The 18,266-nt window shown below is 71.8% G+C and carries 19 protein-coding genes; 7 read left to right on the top strand and 12 right to left on the bottom strand.

The window, feature by feature from the left end:
- Positions 1-19: 19 nt before the first annotated feature.
- On the bottom strand, positions 20-1,108 hold the full coding sequence (locus EES41_RS33905) for a trans-acting enoyl reductase family protein (RefSeq protein ID WP_123081714.1): 1,089 nt from the start codon (positions 1,106-1,108) through the stop codon (positions 20-22).
- Positions 1,109-1,220: 112 nt separating this feature from the next.
- Between EES41_RS33905 and EES41_RS33900 the strand changes: the two genes are divergently transcribed.
- Positions 1,221-2,180: a helix-turn-helix domain-containing protein gene (locus tag EES41_RS33900; RefSeq protein ID WP_123081713.1), complete on the top strand. Its 960-nt coding sequence runs from the start codon at positions 1,221-1,223 to the stop codon at positions 2,178-2,180.
- A 19-nt stretch (positions 2,181-2,199) separates the two neighbouring features.
- Here the strand turns inward: EES41_RS33900 and EES41_RS33895 are convergent, their stop codons facing one another.
- The 3 genes from EES41_RS33895 to EES41_RS33885 all read right to left on the bottom strand — a co-directional run bounded on the left by EES41_RS33895 (position 2,200) and on the right by EES41_RS33885 (position 4,305).
- Entirely contained in the window at positions 2,200-2,943 is a 744-nt protein-coding gene (locus tag EES41_RS33895) for a carbonic anhydrase (protein WP_123081712.1), read from the bottom strand.
- A gap of 88 nt (positions 2,944-3,031) precedes the next feature.
- The gene (locus tag EES41_RS33890; protein ID WP_123081711.1) at positions 3,032-3,880 is read right to left on the bottom strand and encodes an NAD(P)H-binding protein; all 849 of its coding nucleotides are present in this window, start codon (positions 3,878-3,880) and stop codon (positions 3,032-3,034) included.
- Positions 3,877-4,305: a nuclear transport factor 2 family protein gene (locus EES41_RS33885; RefSeq protein ID WP_123081710.1), complete on the bottom strand. Its 429-nt coding sequence runs from the start codon at positions 4,303-4,305 to the stop codon at positions 3,877-3,879. Before EES41_RS33885 ends, EES41_RS33890 begins: the two co-directional genes overlap by 4 nt.
- A gap of 90 nt (positions 4,306-4,395) precedes the next feature.
- Between EES41_RS33885 and EES41_RS33880 the strand changes: the two genes are divergently transcribed.
- A complete protein-coding gene (locus tag EES41_RS33880) occupies positions 4,396-5,022 on the top strand; it encodes a TetR/AcrR family transcriptional regulator (RefSeq protein WP_123081709.1) in 627 nt (208 codons plus the stop codon).
- On the opposite strand, the gene EES41_RS33875 is transcribed toward EES41_RS33880, so the two are convergent.
- From EES41_RS33875 to EES41_RS33865, 3 genes are all read right to left on the bottom strand, one after another.
- Positions 5,019-5,777 (bottom strand): SDR family NAD(P)-dependent oxidoreductase, encoded by a 759-nt coding sequence (locus EES41_RS33875; protein ID WP_123081708.1) that lies wholly within the window; start codon positions 5,775-5,777, stop codon positions 5,019-5,021. The two genes, EES41_RS33880 and EES41_RS33875, sit on opposite strands and share 4 nt — an antisense overlap.
- A 136-nt stretch (positions 5,778-5,913) precedes the next feature.
- On the bottom strand, positions 5,914-6,825 hold the full coding sequence (locus EES41_RS33870; RefSeq protein ID WP_123081707.1) for an AraC family transcriptional regulator: 912 nt from the start codon (positions 6,823-6,825) through the stop codon (positions 5,914-5,916).
- 160 nt (positions 6,826-6,985) lie between these two features.
- The gene (locus EES41_RS33865; RefSeq protein WP_254211669.1) at positions 6,986-7,636 is read right to left on the bottom strand and encodes a 2'-5' RNA ligase family protein; all 651 of its coding nucleotides are present in this window, start codon (positions 7,634-7,636) and stop codon (positions 6,986-6,988) included.
- A 127-nt stretch (positions 7,637-7,763) separates the two neighbouring features.
- Here EES41_RS33865 and EES41_RS33860 point away from each other — a divergent pair, with 127 nt between their 5' ends.
- Together EES41_RS33860 and EES41_RS33855 are read left to right on the top strand one after the other, a co-directional pair.
- Entirely contained in the window at positions 7,764-8,975 is a 1,212-nt protein-coding gene (locus EES41_RS33860) for a PP2C family protein-serine/threonine phosphatase (protein ID WP_123081705.1), read from the top strand.
- A 138-nt stretch (positions 8,976-9,113) separates the two neighbouring features.
- Positions 9,114-10,421 (top strand): S28 family serine protease, encoded by a 1,308-nt coding sequence (locus tag EES41_RS33855; RefSeq protein WP_250569682.1) that lies wholly within the window; start codon positions 9,114-9,116, stop codon positions 10,419-10,421.
- Between the two features lie 32 nt (positions 10,422-10,453).
- Here EES41_RS33855 and EES41_RS41710 read toward each other — a convergent pair whose 3' ends face one another.
- Together EES41_RS41710 and EES41_RS33850 are read right to left on the bottom strand one after the other, a co-directional pair.
- Positions 10,454-10,624 (bottom strand): hypothetical protein, encoded by a 171-nt coding sequence (locus EES41_RS41710; protein ID WP_164496019.1) that lies wholly within the window; start codon positions 10,622-10,624, stop codon positions 10,454-10,456.
- A gap of 167 nt (positions 10,625-10,791) precedes the next feature.
- Positions 10,792-11,940: an amidase domain-containing protein gene (locus EES41_RS33850; RefSeq protein ID WP_123081703.1), complete on the bottom strand. Its 1,149-nt coding sequence runs from the start codon at positions 11,938-11,940 to the stop codon at positions 10,792-10,794.
- 295 nt (positions 11,941-12,235) lie between these two features.
- Here EES41_RS33850 and EES41_RS33845 point away from each other — a divergent pair, with 295 nt between their 5' ends.
- On the top strand, positions 12,236-13,552 hold the full coding sequence (locus EES41_RS33845) for a hypothetical protein (protein WP_164496018.1): 1,317 nt from the start codon (positions 12,236-12,238) through the stop codon (positions 13,550-13,552).
- A 73-nt stretch (positions 13,553-13,625) separates the two neighbouring features.
- On the opposite strand, the gene EES41_RS33840 is transcribed toward EES41_RS33845, so the two are convergent.
- From EES41_RS33840 to EES41_RS33830, 3 genes are all read right to left on the bottom strand, one after another.
- Entirely contained in the window at positions 13,626-15,890 is a 2,265-nt protein-coding gene (locus EES41_RS33840) for a transglycosylase domain-containing protein (RefSeq protein ID WP_123081702.1), read from the bottom strand.
- Positions 15,891-16,007: 117 nt separating this feature from the next.
- Positions 16,008-16,760, bottom strand: a complete 753-nt coding sequence (locus EES41_RS33835) for a DUF4118 domain-containing protein (RefSeq protein ID WP_123081701.1) — start codon at positions 16,758-16,760, stop codon at positions 16,008-16,010.
- 260 nt (positions 16,761-17,020) lie between these two features.
- The gene (locus EES41_RS33830) at positions 17,021-17,386 is read right to left on the bottom strand and encodes a MerR family transcriptional regulator (protein WP_123081700.1); all 366 of its coding nucleotides are present in this window, start codon (positions 17,384-17,386) and stop codon (positions 17,021-17,023) included.
- Between the two features lie 178 nt (positions 17,387-17,564).
- Here EES41_RS33830 and EES41_RS41705 point away from each other — a divergent pair, with 178 nt between their 5' ends.
- Positions 17,565-17,771 carry a hypothetical protein gene (locus tag EES41_RS41705; RefSeq protein WP_164496017.1) on the top strand — a complete coding sequence of 69 codons (207 nt, stop codon included), beginning with the start codon at positions 17,565-17,567 and terminating at the stop codon, positions 17,769-17,771.
- Between the two features lie 77 nt (positions 17,772-17,848).
- Positions 17,849-18,208, top strand: coding sequence for a hypothetical protein (locus EES41_RS33825; RefSeq protein ID WP_008743744.1), 360 nt, complete (start codon positions 17,849-17,851; stop codon positions 18,206-18,208).
- The last annotated feature ends 58 nt before the right edge of the window (positions 18,209-18,266 follow it).

The following is an 18,266-nucleotide window of genomic DNA, read 5'->3' as shown; positions in this document are numbered from 1 at the left end:
CCCTCCGCGAAGGGAGGCCTCAGCTCCGGGAAGTGCCGGCGCCCTCCGCCCCGGTCCGGGGCTCGCCGAGCTCGTACGAGAGGTGGTGCGGGGCCAGGGAGCGCAGGAAGGCGTGCGCGTCGAAGACCTCGCCGGGCGCGACGACTCCCGCCGCCCTGACCGACGCGCCCAGGATCCGTTGGGCCGCTTCGACGACCAGCGGCGCGCTGACGGCGTAGATGTCCTGGCCGCGGACCACCGCGCGGCGCCGGGTGCCGCCCGCGCGGACGGTGACGTCGACGAGGAAGGTCTGCGCCGACCGCCCCCGCTCGTCGACCGGCGCAGGCGGTGCGGCGTCAGGGGCGAGTACGTCCTTGACGGCGTCGATCGTCATGAAGGTGTGGATGTCCGGGGCGGACAGGTGGCGCGGGATGGTGACGCTGTCCGCGGTGGTGAACTCGCCGACCACGGCCCGGTCGCCGATCGGGGCGGGGAAGGACCACTCGCCGGTGGGCGCGGCGTCATCGCGGTGCCCCAGACGGCCGCTCGCGTAGACGAGCCGGCGGCCCCCGCGCCGGCTCCGGGAGACCTGCCCGGAACCGCGGGTCCCGGCCGTGGGGTGCCAGCTGCTGAGGGCGTACGCGATGTGGACCTCCTCGGCCGCCGCGCCGTCGCCGAGGGCGGCGGTTGCCATCAGGTCGCCGAGTCCGCCGTAGAACGCCATCGCGGGAAGGACCACGACGCCGGCTTCGCGGGCGCGGTCCCCGAACCGCGTGAACGTGTCGGAGACGGCTTCCACCTCCGCCGCCACGTCCAGGTAGGGGATCCGTGCCCGCAGGGCGGCCTCGATGACCGGTCCCGCCGTGGCGGCGAACGGCCCGGCGCAGTTGATCACGGCTCCCGCGCCGTGCAGCGCGTGGTCGAGCGCGGCCGGTTCGTCGGCCGACGCGGCCCGGACCTCAAGGCCGGCGGCCCCGGGGAGCGCGGCGGCCAGGGCGTGGAGCTTGTCGGGGTCGCGGCCGGACAGGATCGGGGTCAGCCCCCGGTCCAGGAGTTCGCGGACGACGAAGCGTCCGGTGTGGCCGTAGGCGCCGTAGACCAGTACCGGCGCGGTCTGAGTCGATCCCATGAGGTTCCCCCGTCGTGTGCGCTCGTGCGCGGATGATCACTGATCGCCATCCTGCCCGCGGTGGCGGACGGCCGTGAGTGGCAGCACTGCCACGGCCCATACACTTTCGGACATGAGCCTTGTCGCGCTGGCCGTGACCTCCGGGGTACCGCACTTCGAACTCGCGATGGCCTGCGATGTGTTCGGGGTGGACCGGTCCGATCTGGTCGACCCCTGGTACGAGTTCCTCGTCTGCGGCCCGGACACCGCGGCGGTCGGCGACCGCTTCCGGCTCCGAACCGACGCGGGGCTGGACCAGTTGGTCCGCGCGGACACCGTGATCGTTCCCGCCTGCGCCGACCCGGACGGGGACCCGCCGGCCGAGCTGGTCGACGCCGTACGCGCGGCCCACGAGGCGGGCGCCCGGGTGGCCTCCCTGTGCACGGGCGCGTTCGTCCTGGCCGCCGCGGGCCTGCTGGACGGGCGCCGGGCCACCACGCACTGGCTGCACGCCGCGGCGCTGGCCGCCAAGTACCCCCGGGTGGAGGTCGATCCGGACGTGCTCTACGTCGACCACGGCAGCGTCCTCACCTCCGCGGGCAAGGCCGCCGCGATGGACCTGTGCCTGCACCTGGTCCGCCTCGACCACGGCGCGGCCGTCGCCAACCAGGTCGCGCGCCGCCTGGTCGTCCCGCCCCACCGGGCCGGCGGACAGGCCCAGTTCGTCGCCACGCCGCTGCCCGAACGCCCCGACCATCCCCTCGGGGCGCTGCTGACCTGGGCGATGGGACGGCTCGACCAGCCGCTCACGGTGGAGGACCTGGCCCGCCGGGCGAACATGAGCTCGCGCCACCTGGCGCGGGTGTTCCTCGACATCACCGGCAGCACTCCGCTGCGCTGGCTGCTGACCCAGCGCATCCACCGCGCCCAGGAACTCCTCGAAACCACCGAGGACACCGTCGCGGCGATCGCCGCGGCCACCGGCATGGGCACCGCCACCACGCTGCGGCGCCACTTCAACCGCACGGTCGGCGTGCCCCCGGACGCCTACCGGCGCACCTTCCGCGGCGCCCGGCGGGGCGACGGCGCCTGACGTACGACAGGGCCGGCGGTCAGTGGATCCGCCGGACCCGCTGGCTGGTCAGTTCGTACCGGGCGCCGACGACGGCCAGTTTCCCGGCCGCGATCCTGGCGGCGAGCTCGGGCTGGCCGGCCAGCCGCGACCGCACCAGGCGCACGTTGGCCGTGACCGCGGCGTCGACGCGCTCCTCGCCCCGGAGCCGGCGGTCGATCGCGGGGCGGATCTGGTCCCCGAGGTAGCGCAGGGGGCCGGCCGGCTCGATGCCGTTCTCGTCGGCGTGGACCGCTGCCGCGACGGCCCCGCACGACTGGTGCCCCAGCACCACGACCAGCGGGATGCCCAGTTCCACCACGCCGTACGCGACGCTCCCCAGCACCGCCACGTCGAGGACCTCGCCCGCCGAGCGCACCGTCATCAGGTCGCCGAGCCCTTGGTCGAAGACCAGTTCCGGCGGGACCCGGGAGTCGACGCAGCCCAGGACGACGGCGAACGGGTGCTGTCCGGCCACCAGCTCCTGGCGCACGGTCCGCGTCTCGTCGGGGTGCCGCTCGTGCAGCGTCCGCCAGCGCTGGTTCCCGGCGAACAGCTCCCGTAGCGCCGCCTCCGGGGTGGTGGGCCGGGCGCGTGTCGCGCCGGGGCGGGCGGGAGCCGAGGCATCGCGGGCGCTGAACGCGAGTCCGGCGCCGACGACCGCCGCTCCCGCCACGGCCGCCCGGACGAACCGGCGCCGCGCCGGGGTTCGCCCGCCCTCATGGCTCTGCGCATCGGTGGTCACACCGCACCAAGCTAGGCGGAGCGGGCCCCGGTCGGCTGTCGGCGGGACCGGGGTCGCCCCGACCTTGGGAGAATCTTGGGCAAGAGCCTCATCGGTTCCGCCCGGCCTCCCTCAGGGCGACGGCGCGGAAGTCGAGCGGCGGCAGACCGGTGACCCTCCGCACGGTGTCGGTGGTGCGGTCCTCGGCTCCGGCGGCGATGGCCCGGTCCATGTCGGCGAGCAGGGCCGCGAACTCGGCGGGCATGAAGGCGGCCAGCCGGTCGCGCATCTGCTCGGGAGTCAGCTCTTCGTGGACGACGGACCGCCCGGTGACCTCGGAGAGGACCTCGGCGACCTCACGGTGGTTCAGTGCCGAGGGCCCGGTGAGGATCAGGTCGGTGTTCGGGGCCCGCGTGTCGGTCAGGGCGCGGAAGGCCACGGCGGCGATGTCCTCGGCGTCCACGAACCCGACGCGGCCCTCGCCGGCGGCGGTGCGGATGACGCCCTCGGAGCGGACGCTCTGGGCGTGGGCGTGGTCGCCGGTGAAGTTCTGCATGAACCAGGAGGGCCGCAGTACCGCCCACTCGTCGAACAGGCCGGGCAGGGCCTGGTGGACCCGGCCCACGGCGGGGCCGCCGGCCGGGATCGCCGAGGAGCTGAGGAGGACCGCGCGGCGCACTCCGGCCGCGCGCGCCCGGCGCAGGAAGGGGAGCATGACCCCGGCCGGGTCCGGGCTGCCGGGCGGCGGGATCAGGTAGACGCGGTCCGCGCCGGCGAGGGCGTCCCCGTACGTGTCGGGGTCGTCCCAGTCGAAGCGGACGGCCCGGGCTCCGTCCATGGCGGTGGCGCTGCGGCCGGCCGCCGTGACCCGGTGCCCGGCTACGGCGAGGCGGGCGACGAGGCGGCTGCCGGTGGTGCCGGTGGCCCCGATGACGAGGGTGGCGTCGGACTCGGTCATCGGCTGCTCCCGGTGAAGTCGGCCGCCGCGTCCTGCGGGAGGGCCAGGGGGTTCCAGTAGTCGCGGTAGTGGCTGATCAGGCCGTTCCTGACGGTGACCACGGCGATGTAGCGCATGTCGAAGGGGGCGTCCGTCGCCACCAGGCGGCCCGTTCCGCGCATCTCCACCACGATGGTCTCCGGCGCGGTGGTCTGGTGGACGGCCACCTCGGGGAAGGCGTGGAGGTCGATGTGGTCGGGATAGCCGCGCATGTAGTCGGCGACCGCGGCCTTGCCCGCCAGACGGGTGGGCCAGCCCTCGGGAGCGAAGGGGAACTCGAAGATCCCGTTCTCGTCCCACAGGTCGACCCAGGCGGGGATGTCCTTGTCCAGCAGCAGGCGCAGGCCGTGGCGGTACAGGTCCGCCGGCTCCGTGCGAGGTGACATGAGTGCTCCGTCCCATAGAATACGGACCAGCGGTCCGCTTCGATGTCGACGATACGGACCCTGGGTCCGCTTTTCAACTGGAGGAGTGGCATGACCGAACGCAAGCCCCGCAAGGACGCCGCCCGCAACAAGGCGGCCGTCTTCGAGGCGGCCGACGACCTGTTCGCCCACTGCGAGAGCCCCGAAGCCGTCACCATGGCCGATATCGCCGCGGCCGCCGGGGTCGGCAAGGCCACCCTCTTCCGGGCCTTCGGCGACCGGGGCGGCCTCATCGGGGCACTGGTCGAAGCGCGGCTGGAGCCGGTGCGGGAGGCCGTGGAGACCGGTCCGCCACCCCTGGGTCCCGACACCGCGCCGCTGCTGCGGGTGCCCGCGCTGCTCGACGCGATCCTGTGCTTCAAGTACGACAACCGCCACCTCGCCCTCGCCCTGGAGGGCTCCGGCGGCAGCAGCCCCTACCGGGCGGGGCACTACGGCGGCTGGCACGGCACGCTCCGGACGCTGCTGGAGCAGATCCCCGGCCTCCCCGAGAGCGAGAGCGACTTCACCGCGCACGCCCTGCTCGCCGCCACCCGCGCCGACCTCGTCGAACACCTCGCGGGCGCACTGGACACCCCGCGCGAGCGGCTGCGCGCCGAGCTCGCGGCCTTCACCGCCAGGGTCCTGGGCGACCGTGACCGGGACCGCGACCGCGAGGCCGGAGGCGGGGCCTCCTAGAGCCCGTAGCCGCCGGACACCTCGATGCTCTGCGCGGTGATCCAGCGGCTCTCCTCGGACAGGAGGGTGGCGATCATCATGCCGATGTCCTCCGGTTCACCGACCCGGCCGAACGCCGTCTTGGCCTCGATCGGCTCGATGACCTCGGGGAACCGCTCGAAGGCGTCGTCCGAGATCCGGGTCCTGGTCGAGCCCGGCGCGACGGCGTTGACGCGGATGCCTCGCCGGCTGAACTCCTTGGCCATGTACCGGGTCAGCACCGTCAGGCCGCCCTTCATCGTCGCGTAGGCCGAGTAGCCCGCCTCCACGCCGGTGGTCAGCGCGGAGTTGCTGGTGACGTTGACGACGGCGCCGCCGTCCGCCATCAGCGGCAGCAGCGTCTGCGTCAGGAAGTACGGCCCCTTGAGCAGGACCCTCGTGAACTTGTCGAACAGCTCCTCCGTCGTGTCCTCGAACATCGACATCTGCCCGAACCCGGCGTTGTTGACCAGGTGGTCGAAGGTGTCCCGCTCCCAGGTGCCGCGCAGCGCGTCGACCACGGAGGCTCGGAAGACCGGGAAGCCCGCGGTCTCGCCCACGTCCAGCGGCAGCGCGACGGCGGTTCCCCCCTCCTTCTCGATCGCGGCCACCGTGTCCAGCGCGCCTTGCCGGTTGGTTCCGTAGGTCAGGATCACTCCCACCCCGCGCTTCGCGATGGCGAGCGCCGCGCCCTGTCCGATGCCGGAGCTGGCTCCTGTGACGATGGCGACCTTCATGATGTACCTCCTGGAAAAGGGGCGGGGAATTCGAATTCCCCTCGGAATGTGACCCCTTTATGGAAGCATTCCGGCCGGCACGGATAAAAGAAGAATTCTCCTCTTCCCTTGCATGATCCTGCTCTTCTGGAGACCATCAGGGCAGTACGGTCGCCGGGGCCCGTACGGAGCGGCTCAGGCGGGTCGCGTCCTCGCTGGGCGGGGCGCCGAACTGGCGCCGGTACTCGCGGCTGAACTGGGACGGGCTGTCGTATCCGACGCGGTAGCCGACCTGCGCGATGTCGTGGGGGTGGACGGCCAGCAGCAGCCGGGCCTCCTGCAGCCGGATCTGCTTCTGGAACTGGATGGGGCTCAGCGCCGTCACCGCCTGGAAGTTGCGGTGGAAGGCCGAGACGCTCATGCCGGACAGCCGCGCCACGTCCTCCACCCGGAACGGCTGCGTGTAGTGCTCCCGGATCCACCGCACCGCCCGCGCTACATGGCTGAGGCTGCTGTCGGCGAGACCGAGCTGGCGCACGATGGCGCCCTGCTCGCCGGTCATCACGCGCCAGAGGATCTCGCGCGTGACGAGCGGGGCGAGCACCGCCCGGTCGCGGGGCTCGTCGAGCAGGCGCAGCAGCCGTACCACCGCGTCGAGCAGGCCCCGCGGTGCGTCGCTGACGGCGATGCCGGGCAGCGCGCCGCCCTGTCCGCCGGCGCGCGGCACGTCACCGGGGCCGGCCAGCAGCAGCAGTTCGGCGATGGCGGAGGGTTCCAGCGTGAGCCCGAAGCCCAGCGCCGGGTGCTGGGCACTGGCCCCGATGAAGTGGCCGGTGACGGGCAGGTCGACCGATGCGACGAGGTACTGGCCGGCCCCGTACTCGTAGACCCGGTCGCCCAGCGCGAGGTGCTTGGCGCCCTGGGCGATGACCGCGAGCACGGTGCCGGAGGTGGACGGCGCCGGCGGGTCCTCGCTGTCGACCTTGGAGATGAGCACTCCGTCGATGTCGGTGGTCCAGTCGGGCCGCGCGTGCCGGTCCAGCAGGGTGCGGAGCTCGTCGAGGTACATGCTCCGATTCCAGCACACGCTGGCCCTTTGGCACCTGTGGAAGGAGAATCGTGCAAGACGTCGGGAGCATTCTGCCCACGCCCTATTTCCTCCTGAATTCCTTCCCCCGGCTTGAATTCCGCCCCCGGTACGGTGCCGGGTCCGGCCAGGGACCGGGCGCTCAAGGGGCGACGGGGCGGGCCGGCGGCGGGGGTTCGCCCTCCGGGTCGGTGTCGGCGTGCCAGCGCACGGCGCCCGTGCCCAGGGAGATGGTGGCGCGGGGCCGCATGGGGCCCTCGCCGCGACGGGAGAGCAGCACGATCTCTTCGACCCTCGCCGACATGACGTCGAGGCGCGCGGTGCACTCGGCGACCACGCTCCGGGGATCGCGGGTGCGTCCCAGCGACAGGTGCGGGGTGAAGGCGGGGAAGCGTCCGCCGCAGCGGGGGAACGGCTCGATCAGGGCGCTGCGGAGCGCCGTCCAGGGGGCGAGGCCGGCCGCGGCGGGATCGATCCACACGGTGGCGGACACCCGGTGCCGGAAGACGCGTACTCCGCTGAGGCGGGCTTCGAACGGCTCCCGCTCGGCGGCGCGGGCGGCGAGCAGCGGGGCGGCCGCCGGGAAGTCGGCCTCCGGGACGAAGCCGAAGACCAGGTTCACGTGGGGTGGCCAGCGGCGGATCTGGGGGTCGTGCGCGGCGCGGATGTCCTGGATGGCGGGCCAGAGCCCGGCCGGGGGGAGCCATGCGACGGCGGTCCGGGGTGTCGGCGCCACCGCCATGGATCCGGTGGGGACGCCGGGACCGTCGGGGGTGGGCGGGGGCTCGTTCACCCGGCCATGATGGCTCATCGCCCCGGATCCCCGGCGAGGCTCGTGCCCGGGAGGCGCGCGGCGGACGTGCGGGGCGAGGGGGCTCCTGATGGAATGGCTCCTTCGGCTGTGAGGCCGGGGAGGTGTCTTGTCGGAGCATGACGGGAGGTCCAGGGGACCGACCGGGGGTCACGAGGCGCTGCTGGCACGGCTCCGGGCGGTGGAGGCCGCCGCCGAACAGGTAGGGACCTCGCTCGACGAGGCCACCACCTGCGATGAGCTGGCCGGATTCCTGTTCCGGACCCTGTGCGACGCCGTCGGGGTGGATCTGTGGACGGACGACGGCGGGCCGAGCCGGGTGGCGGTGGCCGGGGCGGCCGGACTGCTGCCGGCGGAGAGCGGTGTGGCGCCCTCGGTACGGGCGGTGGACGGCGGGCATCCGCTGTCCGAGTGGGCGGTGCTCGCCGGCGGTGTCCGGGTGCACGCCGTCTCGGTCCCGCTGCTGGCCCGGGACCGGGTCTACGGCGCGGTGGTCGCCGTACGGGCCCGCGGGGGGTTCAGCGACCACGAGGCGGCGACGATTCATTTCGCGGCCCGGCTGGCGGCGGTGCACCTCGGCCATGCCCGGCAGTTGGCGGCCTCGGAGGACACCATGCTCCATCTGCAGCGGGCACTGGTGTCGGAGCCGGTCCGGCCGCATCCCAATCTGGAGACCGCCAGCCGCTACCTGCCGGCCGGCCACCGGGCGCTGGTGGGCGGGGACTGGTTCGAGACGGTCCGGCTGCACTTCGGCCGCACCCTGCTGGTGGTCGGGGACGTGATGGGCCACGGGCTCGACGCCGCGGTGGACATGAACGCGTACCGCTCGACCCTCCGGGACGTCGCCTCGACGGACCTCGCCCCGCACCGCGTGCTGCGTCAGCTGGACGCCCTGGTCGCCGAGGACCCGGCCCGGCGCCCCGCGACCTGCCTGCTGGTACGGATCGACCCCGCGCGCGGGGTCGCGATGTTCGCCAGCGCCGGGCATCTGCCGCCGGCGGTCTTCGGGGTGGACGGCTCGGCCGCTTTGATCGACGTGCCCGTCGGGCCGCCTCTGGGTACCGGGGTGGGCGGGTACGAGGCCGTCACCTGCGGGATCACGCCGCAGGAGACCCTGCTGATGTTCACCGACGGCCTGGTGGAGCGGCGGGGCGAGGACATCGACGTGTCGCTGGCCCGGCTGGCGGGGCTGCGGCTGCCGGTGGGGGCGGGGGTCGAGGCGCTGGTGGACGCCGTGGTGGCGGGCCTCGACGCGCGCCACGCGGAGGACGACGTGGCTGTGCTCGCCGCCCGGCCGCGGCGCCGTCCGCCCCCGGCCTGACCGGGCTCCGCGCCGCTTGCTCAGCGCCGCTTGCTCAGCGGACGCGGTATGTCTTCCCCCATGGGAGGGAGACGCGATCCTCGCTCGGGGGATCCCCCGGCCCTTCGGGTGCGGTTGCCTGGGGGTATGGAAAACACGATGAGACGGCTGCTCACGGTGGTCGTGGTGGCGCTGCTGTCGGTGACGGGAATGACCGCTCCGGTGCTGGCGCAGCCGGCGGGCGGTGACATCAGGACCCGCATCGCGGCGGTGCCGGGCCTGCGCCTGCTCGCCGAGCGGCCCGGCGCGCCGGGGCAGACCGTCCTCGACCTCGCCTTCCGCCAGCCCGCCGACCACCACCATCCCGGCCGGGGCTCGTTCGAGCAGCGGCTGACGCTGGTGCACAAGTCCTTCGACCGCCCGATGGTGCTGTACTCCGGTGGGTACGACCTGGGGTCGTCGCCGCAGCGGCTGGCAGAACCGTCCGTGTTGCTCGACTCCAACCAGATCACCACCGAGCAGCGGTTCTTCGGGACGTCGCGGCCGGCGACCCCGGACTGGTCCACGCTCACGATCTGGCAGGCGGCGAGCGACCACCACCGTCTGATCACCGCGCTCAAGACGCTGTACCGGGGGCCGTGGATATCGACCGGGGGAAGCAAGGGCGGGATGACGGCGGTCTACCACCGCCGTTTCCATCCGCAGGACGTGGTCGGCACGGTGGCCTACGCCGCGCCCAACAACGTCGACGACCGGGACGACAGCGCCTACGACGCCCGTCTTGAGGAAGTGGGCACCGCCGAGTGCCGCGCCGCCCTCAAGTCGGCCCAGCGGCAGGCGCTGCTGCGGCGGGAGGCGATGACGGAGCGGTACGGGCGGTGGGCGGAGCAGGAGAAGGGCACCTTCCGGACCATCGGGAGCACGGACCGCGCGTTCGAACTCGCCGTGCTGCGGCTGCCGATGATGTTCTGGATGCACCAGTCGGCGGGCGGCTGCGCTTCCATACCGGCCGCCGACGCATCGGACGACGCCCTCTACGCGTGGATCGCGGGGGTGACCCTGCTTCCCGTCTACACCGACCAGTCGCTCGAAGCGTTCACCCCGTACTTCCACCAGCTGGGCACACAGCTCGGGTACGCGCAGTTCTCCGCCCCGCACTTGGAGGGGCTGCTGCGCCACCCGGGTGTCCAGGAGGTCCGCTCGTACGTGCCGCGGGACATCCCGATGACCTTCGAGCCCGGTGCGATGGCGGACATCGACCGCTGGGTCCGCCGGCACGGGAGCTCGCTCATGTTCGTCAACGGCGAGAACGACGTGGCGGTCGCCGAGCCGTTCCGGCTGGGCGCGGGATCCCGCGACTCGTACGTCTTCGAGGCGCCCCAGGGGGACCACCACATCTCCATCGCCGGCCTGCGCCCGGCAGACGCCGAGCGAGCCACCGCCGTACTACGGGGCTGGGCGCGCTGAGCGAGCGGAGCCCCCTCCCGGCACCCGTGGTGTCAGTCGCCTCCGCCGCCGCAGGACGAGCCACAGCCGAAGCCGCCGCCGCTGCTGCCGCTCCCCCACGAGCCGCCGCGTCGCCGCTTGCGGGACGACCCGCCCCCGCCGGCGCGAAGCAGCGAGCCGATCACGATGAGGACGATGATTCCCACGATCATCAGGAAATGCATGCCTCCACCCCCGTTCCGCTCTCCCGGTGGCACCTTCGTGTGCCCGTGGAAAGGGTGTGCCTCGCGGGCGCGGGCGCGGAACCCGACTTGAGGAAGTCCAGAGCTTCGCGAAGGGAGGAAACGAAAAGCCCGGCGGACCGGCTGGGCCGGTCCGCCGGGCTCACCCGTCAGGTGCGGTAGGCGAAGTACACCGCGTCCGGGTACGAGGCGATGATGCTCGCCAGCGACTTACGGTACGTGTTGGTGGAGTGGTACGTGAGGTAAGGGATCCCCGCGCTGCTCCGGTACGTAACGATCATCGAGTGGTCCTTGGACCCGTCCCGGTTGAAGTCCACCTGAAGGATGTCGCCGACATCCAGCTGGTAGACGTTGGCCAGGTTGGCGGCCCGCTTGTTCGAGTTGGTGAACCAGGCCCACTCGTTCGCGCCGACCCAGGAGTCGGTCTGCTGGGAACCGCTGTACCACCAGTTGCGGTAGTCGCTGGTGGTGCCGGAGACGTTCTGCCAGCCACCGGCCTTCAGGGACTGGCTGACGAAGTTGGTGCAGTCACCGCCACCCCCGTTGAACGTCCGGTACGCGGGGTTGTAGTTCTTCCAGTACTTCTCCGCGTACGCCGCCATGGCGGCGTAGTCGTAGCCCGTGTTCTTCGCCTTGGGCTTCGCCGGAGCGGGGTACTTGGTCGACGCGGGGGTGCCGTCCGGGTAGGTCTGGCCGTCGTCCGAGACGACCGCGGCCTTGGCCACGGTCGGCTCGTTGACCGCAACCGGGCCGTTCTCCTGGGACTTGATCGAGGTCAGTTCCCAGTTGCCCCCACGCTTGCTGACGAGGTTCATCTCGTACCGCGTGCGGAAGCCCGTGGACGACGGCTCGTCGCCGCGGAGCTTCTTGTAGGTGAGGGTGGTTTCCTCGGTGACCTGGACGGTGGCCTTCCCGTTGGTGACCGTGGCCTTGTCCACGGTCACGCGGGTGTCCGCGTCACTGTAGGCCTCGCCGAGGTCCCTGAGCCGCGTCTTGCGGGAGCGGAGCGAGGACACCGCCGTCTCCTCGCCGCGGGCCACCTCGCTCGACATCCGCGTCTTGACGGCGCCCGAGCCCGCGGTCGGGGCGCGGTGCTTGGGCCGGTCCTCGACGAGAGCCTGGGTGCGCCGCGAGAGCACGTCGTCGGCTATGCGCCCGAAGGCGTCGACGGTCGCCTTGTCCGCGGCGTGCGGCGCATTGGCGCTGGTCGCGGTGGCGGAGGGCAGAAATACGGCCGTTGCGACCGCGGTGGCCACCACCACGCCGATGGCGGCGGGTATGAACCTTCTTGGTATCACAATAGTTCCCCTTGTCACCGGTCCACACAGACCGGGGGGACGGAATCTTCGCACAAGTTGCGGACTACGTGGGTCCGTTCTCTCAGCGGACACCGATGGGGTGTTTTGTCCCCCCTCTGGAGAGGGGCCGGCCGAGCCCCGCCGCACCCCCGCCCATCAGCTCGTCCTGTGAGTCTGCTGTGACCTGAGAACGCAATGGGGACCAGGGTGCGACGAGCGTGCCAACACGTTCTATATTCGTACGAACCATCCATGCACGACGGTGCTGCGGTGACCGAAGGGGGAGGCAACGGTGATGGCCGAAGAGGCACCGCACGCTCGGACGGAGTCCCGGGCCGCCCGCAAGGCTGCCAAGGAGGCCCGGAACCGCAAGCGCCTGCGCATCGGGATCGGCGCCGGCCTGATAGCCGTGAGCGCGACCGCCGTCACCGCCTACGCCTTCGGGCCCGATGGTTCCTCGGGGGACAAGGGCGACAAAAAGTCAGCCTCCGGCGCCACGGCCGCCAACGGCAAGGGCGCGAAGGCCGACGAGAAGCCCTGGGACGGCAAGACCCACGTACTGGGCGACGGCTCGACCTCGTACACCGGGCCGCAGCCGGGTCAGCTCAAGCCCGAGAAGCTGAAGCCCGGCGAGAAGCCGCCGCAGTTCGTGGTGTTCTCGTGGGACGGCGCGCTCGAAGGCGACGACCACCTGTTCTCGCACTTCCGCGAGGTGGCCCGCGAGAACAAGGCCCACATGACCTTCTTCCTCACGGGCATCTACCTTCTGCCCGAGAGCAAGCGGATGCTGTACAGCCCGCCGCAGCACAGCCAGGGCTCGGCCGCCATCTCGTACCCGACCGTCCCCCACGTGAAGACCACACTGGAGCAGCTGCGGGGCGCCTGGACCGACGGCAACGAGATCGGCTCGCACTTCAACGGCCACTTCTGCGGCCCCAAGGGCGGCGACGACTGGAGTCCCGAGGAGTGGAAGAGCGAGATAGACCAGACCTACTCGTTCGTGAAGAACTGGAAGACCAACACCGGCTTCTCGGGCGAGGCGCCCCTGCCGTTCGACCCGGACCGGGAGTTCGTCGGCGGCCGCGCCCCGTGCCTTGAGGGCCAGAAGAACCTGATCACCGCGATCAAGCCCTACGGATGGCGCTACGACGCGAGCTCCTCGGGAGACTTCCAGCTGTGGCCGTCCAAGCAGAACGGCATTTGGAACTTTCCGCTGCAACTCGTCCCTTTGCAGGGCAAAGAGACACAAGTCCTCTCGATGGACTTCAACTTTCTCTTCAACCAGTCCGGTGACAGCACCAAGGGCGACCCGGCGAAGTACCCGGCCTGGCTCGAACAGACCCGCAAGTCGTACATGAACGGCTTCAACCGCGTCTTCAGCGGGAGCCGGGCGCCGATGTACATCGGCAACCACTTCGAGGACTGGAACGGCGGCATCTACATGAAGGCCGTCGAGGAGTTCATGAAGGACGTCTGCACGCGCGACGAAGTGCGCTGCGTGTCGTTCCGGGAGCTCGCCGACTGGCTCGACGTCCAGGACCCGGCGGTCCTGGCCCGGCTGCGCTCGCTCGACCCCGCGCAGGCACCGGAGTGGAAGACGCTGGTCAAGTAACCCGTCCGCGGACGCGGACGCAAACGCGGAGGCCGCCCGGGAACCAGCCCGGGCGGCCTCCGCGTTTCTCAGCTCACTTCACGGCCTTGATGTACTCGGCCCACAGGCGCACCGCCCGCTCGCTGCCCGGGGTGCTCGCGGCGTCGCCGCCCAGCCCCGTCAGCGGCAGCGGGATCAGGTCGGTCAGCGACATCCGGTAGACCACGACGGCCGTGGACTCCCTCTCCGTGTTGGCGACGAACCAGCCGGCCGTGTTCGCGGCGGTCGTCCCCGTCTTCCCCGCCGCGCCCGGGTGCGCCTTGTTCGCGCTCTTCGCCGACCCCGCGGTGACCGCGTCCTGCAGGGCGTCCGTCACCGCGCTCGCGGCCTTGGCCGACATCGCCCGCTCCGGCTTCGGCGCGACGAGCGGGATCGTGGCGCCGTTGCGGGTGATGGAGCGCACCGAGTACGGCTCGGTGTGCATGCCCTCGGCGGCGAAGGTCCCGTACGCGCTGGCCATGCGGATCGCGCTGGGCATCGAGTTCTCCCCCAGCGCGAAGCCGGGGACCTTGGGGCCGAGGCTCGAATTCAGGAACCCCGAGCGCTGGGCGAAGAGCTGCGCCTGGTCGAGGCCGACGTCGAGGCCGAGCTGGAGCATCGGGGTGTTGATGGAGTCGGCGACGGCCTGGCGCAGGGTGACCTGGCCCCAGTTGCGGTCCCCGTCGTTGTTCCCCTTCACCACCTTGCCGCTGCGGTCCCAGTACGGCCCCTCCGGCGTCTGTACGGTCACCTTGTCGTTGCCGTCGTAGCGGGACGTCGGGGAGACGGGCGTACGGGGCTTGTCGCGCGTGCGCAGCACTCCCTCGTCGAGGGCGGCGGCGTACACGAACGGCGTGAACGCCGTGCCGGCCGGGATCGTCGTCGCGTTCGACTCGTTGAAGCCCTGCTTCAGGTAGTCGGGGCCGCCGTACACGGCGAGCAGCCGGCCGTCGGGGGCGATGCTGGCCGCGCCGATCTTGGCGAAGGTGTCGGTGTTGGGGCGACGGTCGGCGTCGAAGCTCTTCTGCGTGTTCTGCACGGCGGCGGTGAGGGCCGCCATGCGGGTCTTCTCGAAGGTCGTGTAGACCTGGTAGCCGCCGAGGTCGAAGTCGGCGTCCTTGATGTGTCCGGTCTTGATCGCGTACTGCTTGGCCAGCTCGACCAGGTAGCCGGTCTGCGCGTCGGCGTCACTGGCGACGGAGGGGGCGATCGGCTCGGGGAACTTGGTGTAGGTGGCGCGCTCGGTGGCCGAGAGGTTGCCGGTCTCGACCATGCGGTCCAGGATCCAGCCCCAGCGCTCGACGGCCCGCTCGTGGTTCTTCACGCTGAGGGCGGGGTCGTACAGTCCGGCGCCCTTGAGGAGGGAGGCCAGGAAGGCGCCCTCGCTGGCGTTGAGCTGGGAGACGTCCTTGCCGTAGTACGCCTGGGAGGCGCGCTGGATGCCGTAGGTGCCCCGGCCGAACCAGCTGGTGTTGAGGTAGTCCTGCAGGATCTGCTTCTTGCCCGTCTTGCTGTCCAGCTTCATCGCCAGCAGGACCTCGGTGAACTTCCGGGACAGGGTGCGGTCCTGTTTGAGGTAGGCGTTCTTCACGTACTGCTGGGTGATGGTCGAGCCGCCCTGGGTCTCGCCGCCGGTCGCCGCGGCCTTCACGGCGCGCATGACGCCGGAGGGAGAGACACCGGGGTCCGAGTAGAAGCTGGCGTTCTCCGCGGAGAGCACGGCCCCCTGGACCTTCTTGGGCACCTTGTCGAGCGGCATCTCCTGCCGGCTGACCCAGCCCGTCCGGGCCATCTTGGATCCGTCGGCCCAGTAGAAGACGTTGTCCTGCTGTGTCGCGAAGGAATTGAGGTCGTCGGGTATGTCCGTGGTCGCGTAGGCGACGCCGACGACACCGAACATGCCCACGACGAGGTAGAGACAGGCGCCCAGCCACTGGCGTCCCGAGGGTATCCAGCGGCGCCAGCCGAGGCGGCCGGGCCGCGGGTAGGCCGGCCGCAGGCGCTTCCCGAGTACGCCGGCCTTCGCGAAAAGGGGCGCGAGGGCACGCAGGAGCTCGGCCCGGCGAGCCGCCAGTGCCCCGCCGGCCCGGCCGGCCCAGCCGGTCCCGCCGGCCCCGCCTCCGGACTTCCGCCGGCGGCCCACGTAGGGCCCGTTCTCGTCCGCCCCGGCCGGCCGGTTCTCGGCAGACCGTCCCCTTGTGGCGCCACCCCGCTTACCCACGCCAAATGTCCCCTCTGCTGTGCTTCCCCTCACCCTAGAACGGTCATAGGACAATCCGTGAAACGCCCCCGCGCCAGATAGCAGCCTGATTCCGGGCAAAGCGTCCGAGTTGCGTGAGTACCACTCGGTAACGTCGGGTGAGCGGTGCCCGTCAGTGGTGGGGCCACCACCCCTCGTCCGCACATCAGGGGTGACGTCCGCCGCGGGGCCGGTCGCTCAGCGGCGCGGCGCCAGGGGGGCCGAGTCGCCCAGGGCCGCCCCGGCCTGGGCCGCCAGCGTCACCGCGACCAGCCGGGACTCCAGCGGCGGCGCCACCGCCCCCGGGACGGGCATCATCATGAAGCGGCCCTGATAGCGAACGCCCGAGGTGGCGCGGAGTTCGATCTCGCCCTGCGGCCACCCCTGCCGCTCCAGGTCCCACACCCAGTCCGGAACGTTGACGGACCCGTCCTGTTCCAGCCGGGCCGGGTGCCCGAGCAGCGAACCCCGCTCGAAGCGGCAGGCCCGCAGTTCGAGCACCTCGACCAGCTGCCTCCGTACCTGCTCGGCCACGTCGTCGGGCGAGGCGGCGAACCGCGCGAAACGGGCCGTCTCGTGCAGCCGCTCCAGGTGGCCGGCGTCCGTGAGCGCCACCACCCTCAGCAGCCGGGCCCGGGCGGCCAGCTGCGAGACGGCCAGGCCTACGAGGAGCAGCAGGACGGCGGTCTCGATGTCGGCGCGGTCCGTGATGTGCAGGCTCTGGTACGGCGCCGTGTGGAAGAAGTCGAACCAGGCGGCGGCGGAGAGCGCGGCCAGGGCCCCGGCCCAGCGGCTCCCGAGCGCCGATACGGCGACCACCGCCACCACCAGGACCAGCGCGACATTGGTGTGTGACATGTCGGCTCGCACTGGTACGAGCGCCAGCGCGACGGCGAACGGCGCGAGCAGGGCAGCCGCGAAAGCGGCCGCGTCACGTGGCGGGATCCTCATGATCGGCCTCCGTCCTCGCCCCCTTCCGTACACCCCCATCTTCCGGCACGGGGCCCGTGGGCGCGGCCCCCTTGACGGCTCCCTGACGGGGCCGGACCCGATCCTGACGGGCTCTTGACCGGGCTGGGCCGGGCGGCGCCCCGCCGGGCCGGCCGGTCACGGAGGTGACGAGGAAGTGCCGGAAGTCCCAACAGCCTTTGCCGCGAGGGGCGTTCACCGGCCGCCCGGCGCCGCGCCCCGCACGGGCGCGGCCTCGACGCTCAGCCGGCTCCCTCACCGCGGGGTTCGCCCCGGTCCCCGGCGCGCGGGCCGGCCGCGGCGCGGCGGAACTCGGCGTTGATGCGCTGGGCCTCTTCGAGCTGGTCCTCAAGGATGACGATGCGGCAGGCGGCTTCGACCTGGATGCCCTGGTCGACGAGTTCGCGGGCGCGCGCCGCGATCCGCAGTTGGTAGCGCGAGTACCGGCGGTGCCCTCCCTCCGACCGGAGCGGGGTGATCAGGCGGGCCTCTCCGATGGCACGGAGGAAGCCGGGGGTGGTGCCGAGCAGTTCGGCGGCCCGGCCCATCGTGTACGCGGGGTAGTCATCGTCATCGAGTCGACCGCCGAGCGAATCATCCGCTGTCATTTGCACCTCTTCTTGGGACACGTCGAGGGTCCCTGAAGGAAATACAACACCATCCGCAGACCCGGGTGCCGCGCCGACCCCACCAGCTTCCCTCACCGAAAGTGTTTATCCGATCCACAAGCGGTAACACTGGGTGAGGAAGAACATCAACCAGCCTGCGGAAGGACGGCACATGTCAGTGAGCACCGTAATCATCCTCAGCGTCGTCGCGGTCGTCGTCGCGGCTCTCGCGCTCGCGCCACCGGTGGCGGCGCCCCGGGCGGGCACGCGGGCGACCGGGCGCGGCCGTCGGCGCGGCGAACCGGGGACGGGGCGGCACGGGCGGCGGCGCCTGCGGACCGTACCGCAGCCGCGTACCGGCGAGTACCGCAGGAGTGCCGGCTGACCGGCGCGAACGGCGGCCGCCCGCGGTCGGAGCAGGACCCCGAGCGGTCCGGATCTCCGGGTGAATAGAATCGGCTCATGTCGAAGCCTGACGAGCTGCTCGTGGACGTCGCCGCCAAGGTCGAGTCCGAGCAAAGCAATCAGATGTCCCTCACCGTGGTCACGGGTGGCGCTGTGATCACCGGCCGGCTCGCTCCCGAAGCCGTCTGGAGGCAGCGCGTGTCGGAGGTCCTCACGGACTCGCCTCGCCTGAGCGAGTTCTCCGACGTCTTCACCGCCGCCCCCCGGCGGGAGGGGCCACCCACCCATCTGCACTTCCACGTCGCCAGGATCCTCCAGGGCCCGGTCGGGATCCCGGAGACGGGCGGCATGTACCGCGTCTCGATCAAGGACGTCACCGGCTGGACCGTCGGCGACTTTAGCTACTCCGACCACTGAACTCCGCGACCGCGGACACCCGATGACACGCGGTGGGGCCCGACCGGTACGTACCGGT

This window comes from Streptomyces sp. ADI95-16, from assembly GCF_003721495.1.
Lineage (GTDB): Bacteria > Actinomycetota > Actinomycetes > Streptomycetales > Streptomycetaceae > Streptomyces > Streptomyces goshikiensis.
Note: the sequence above shows the minus strand (reverse complement) of the source record. Positions and strands in the feature narration are given on the sequence as shown.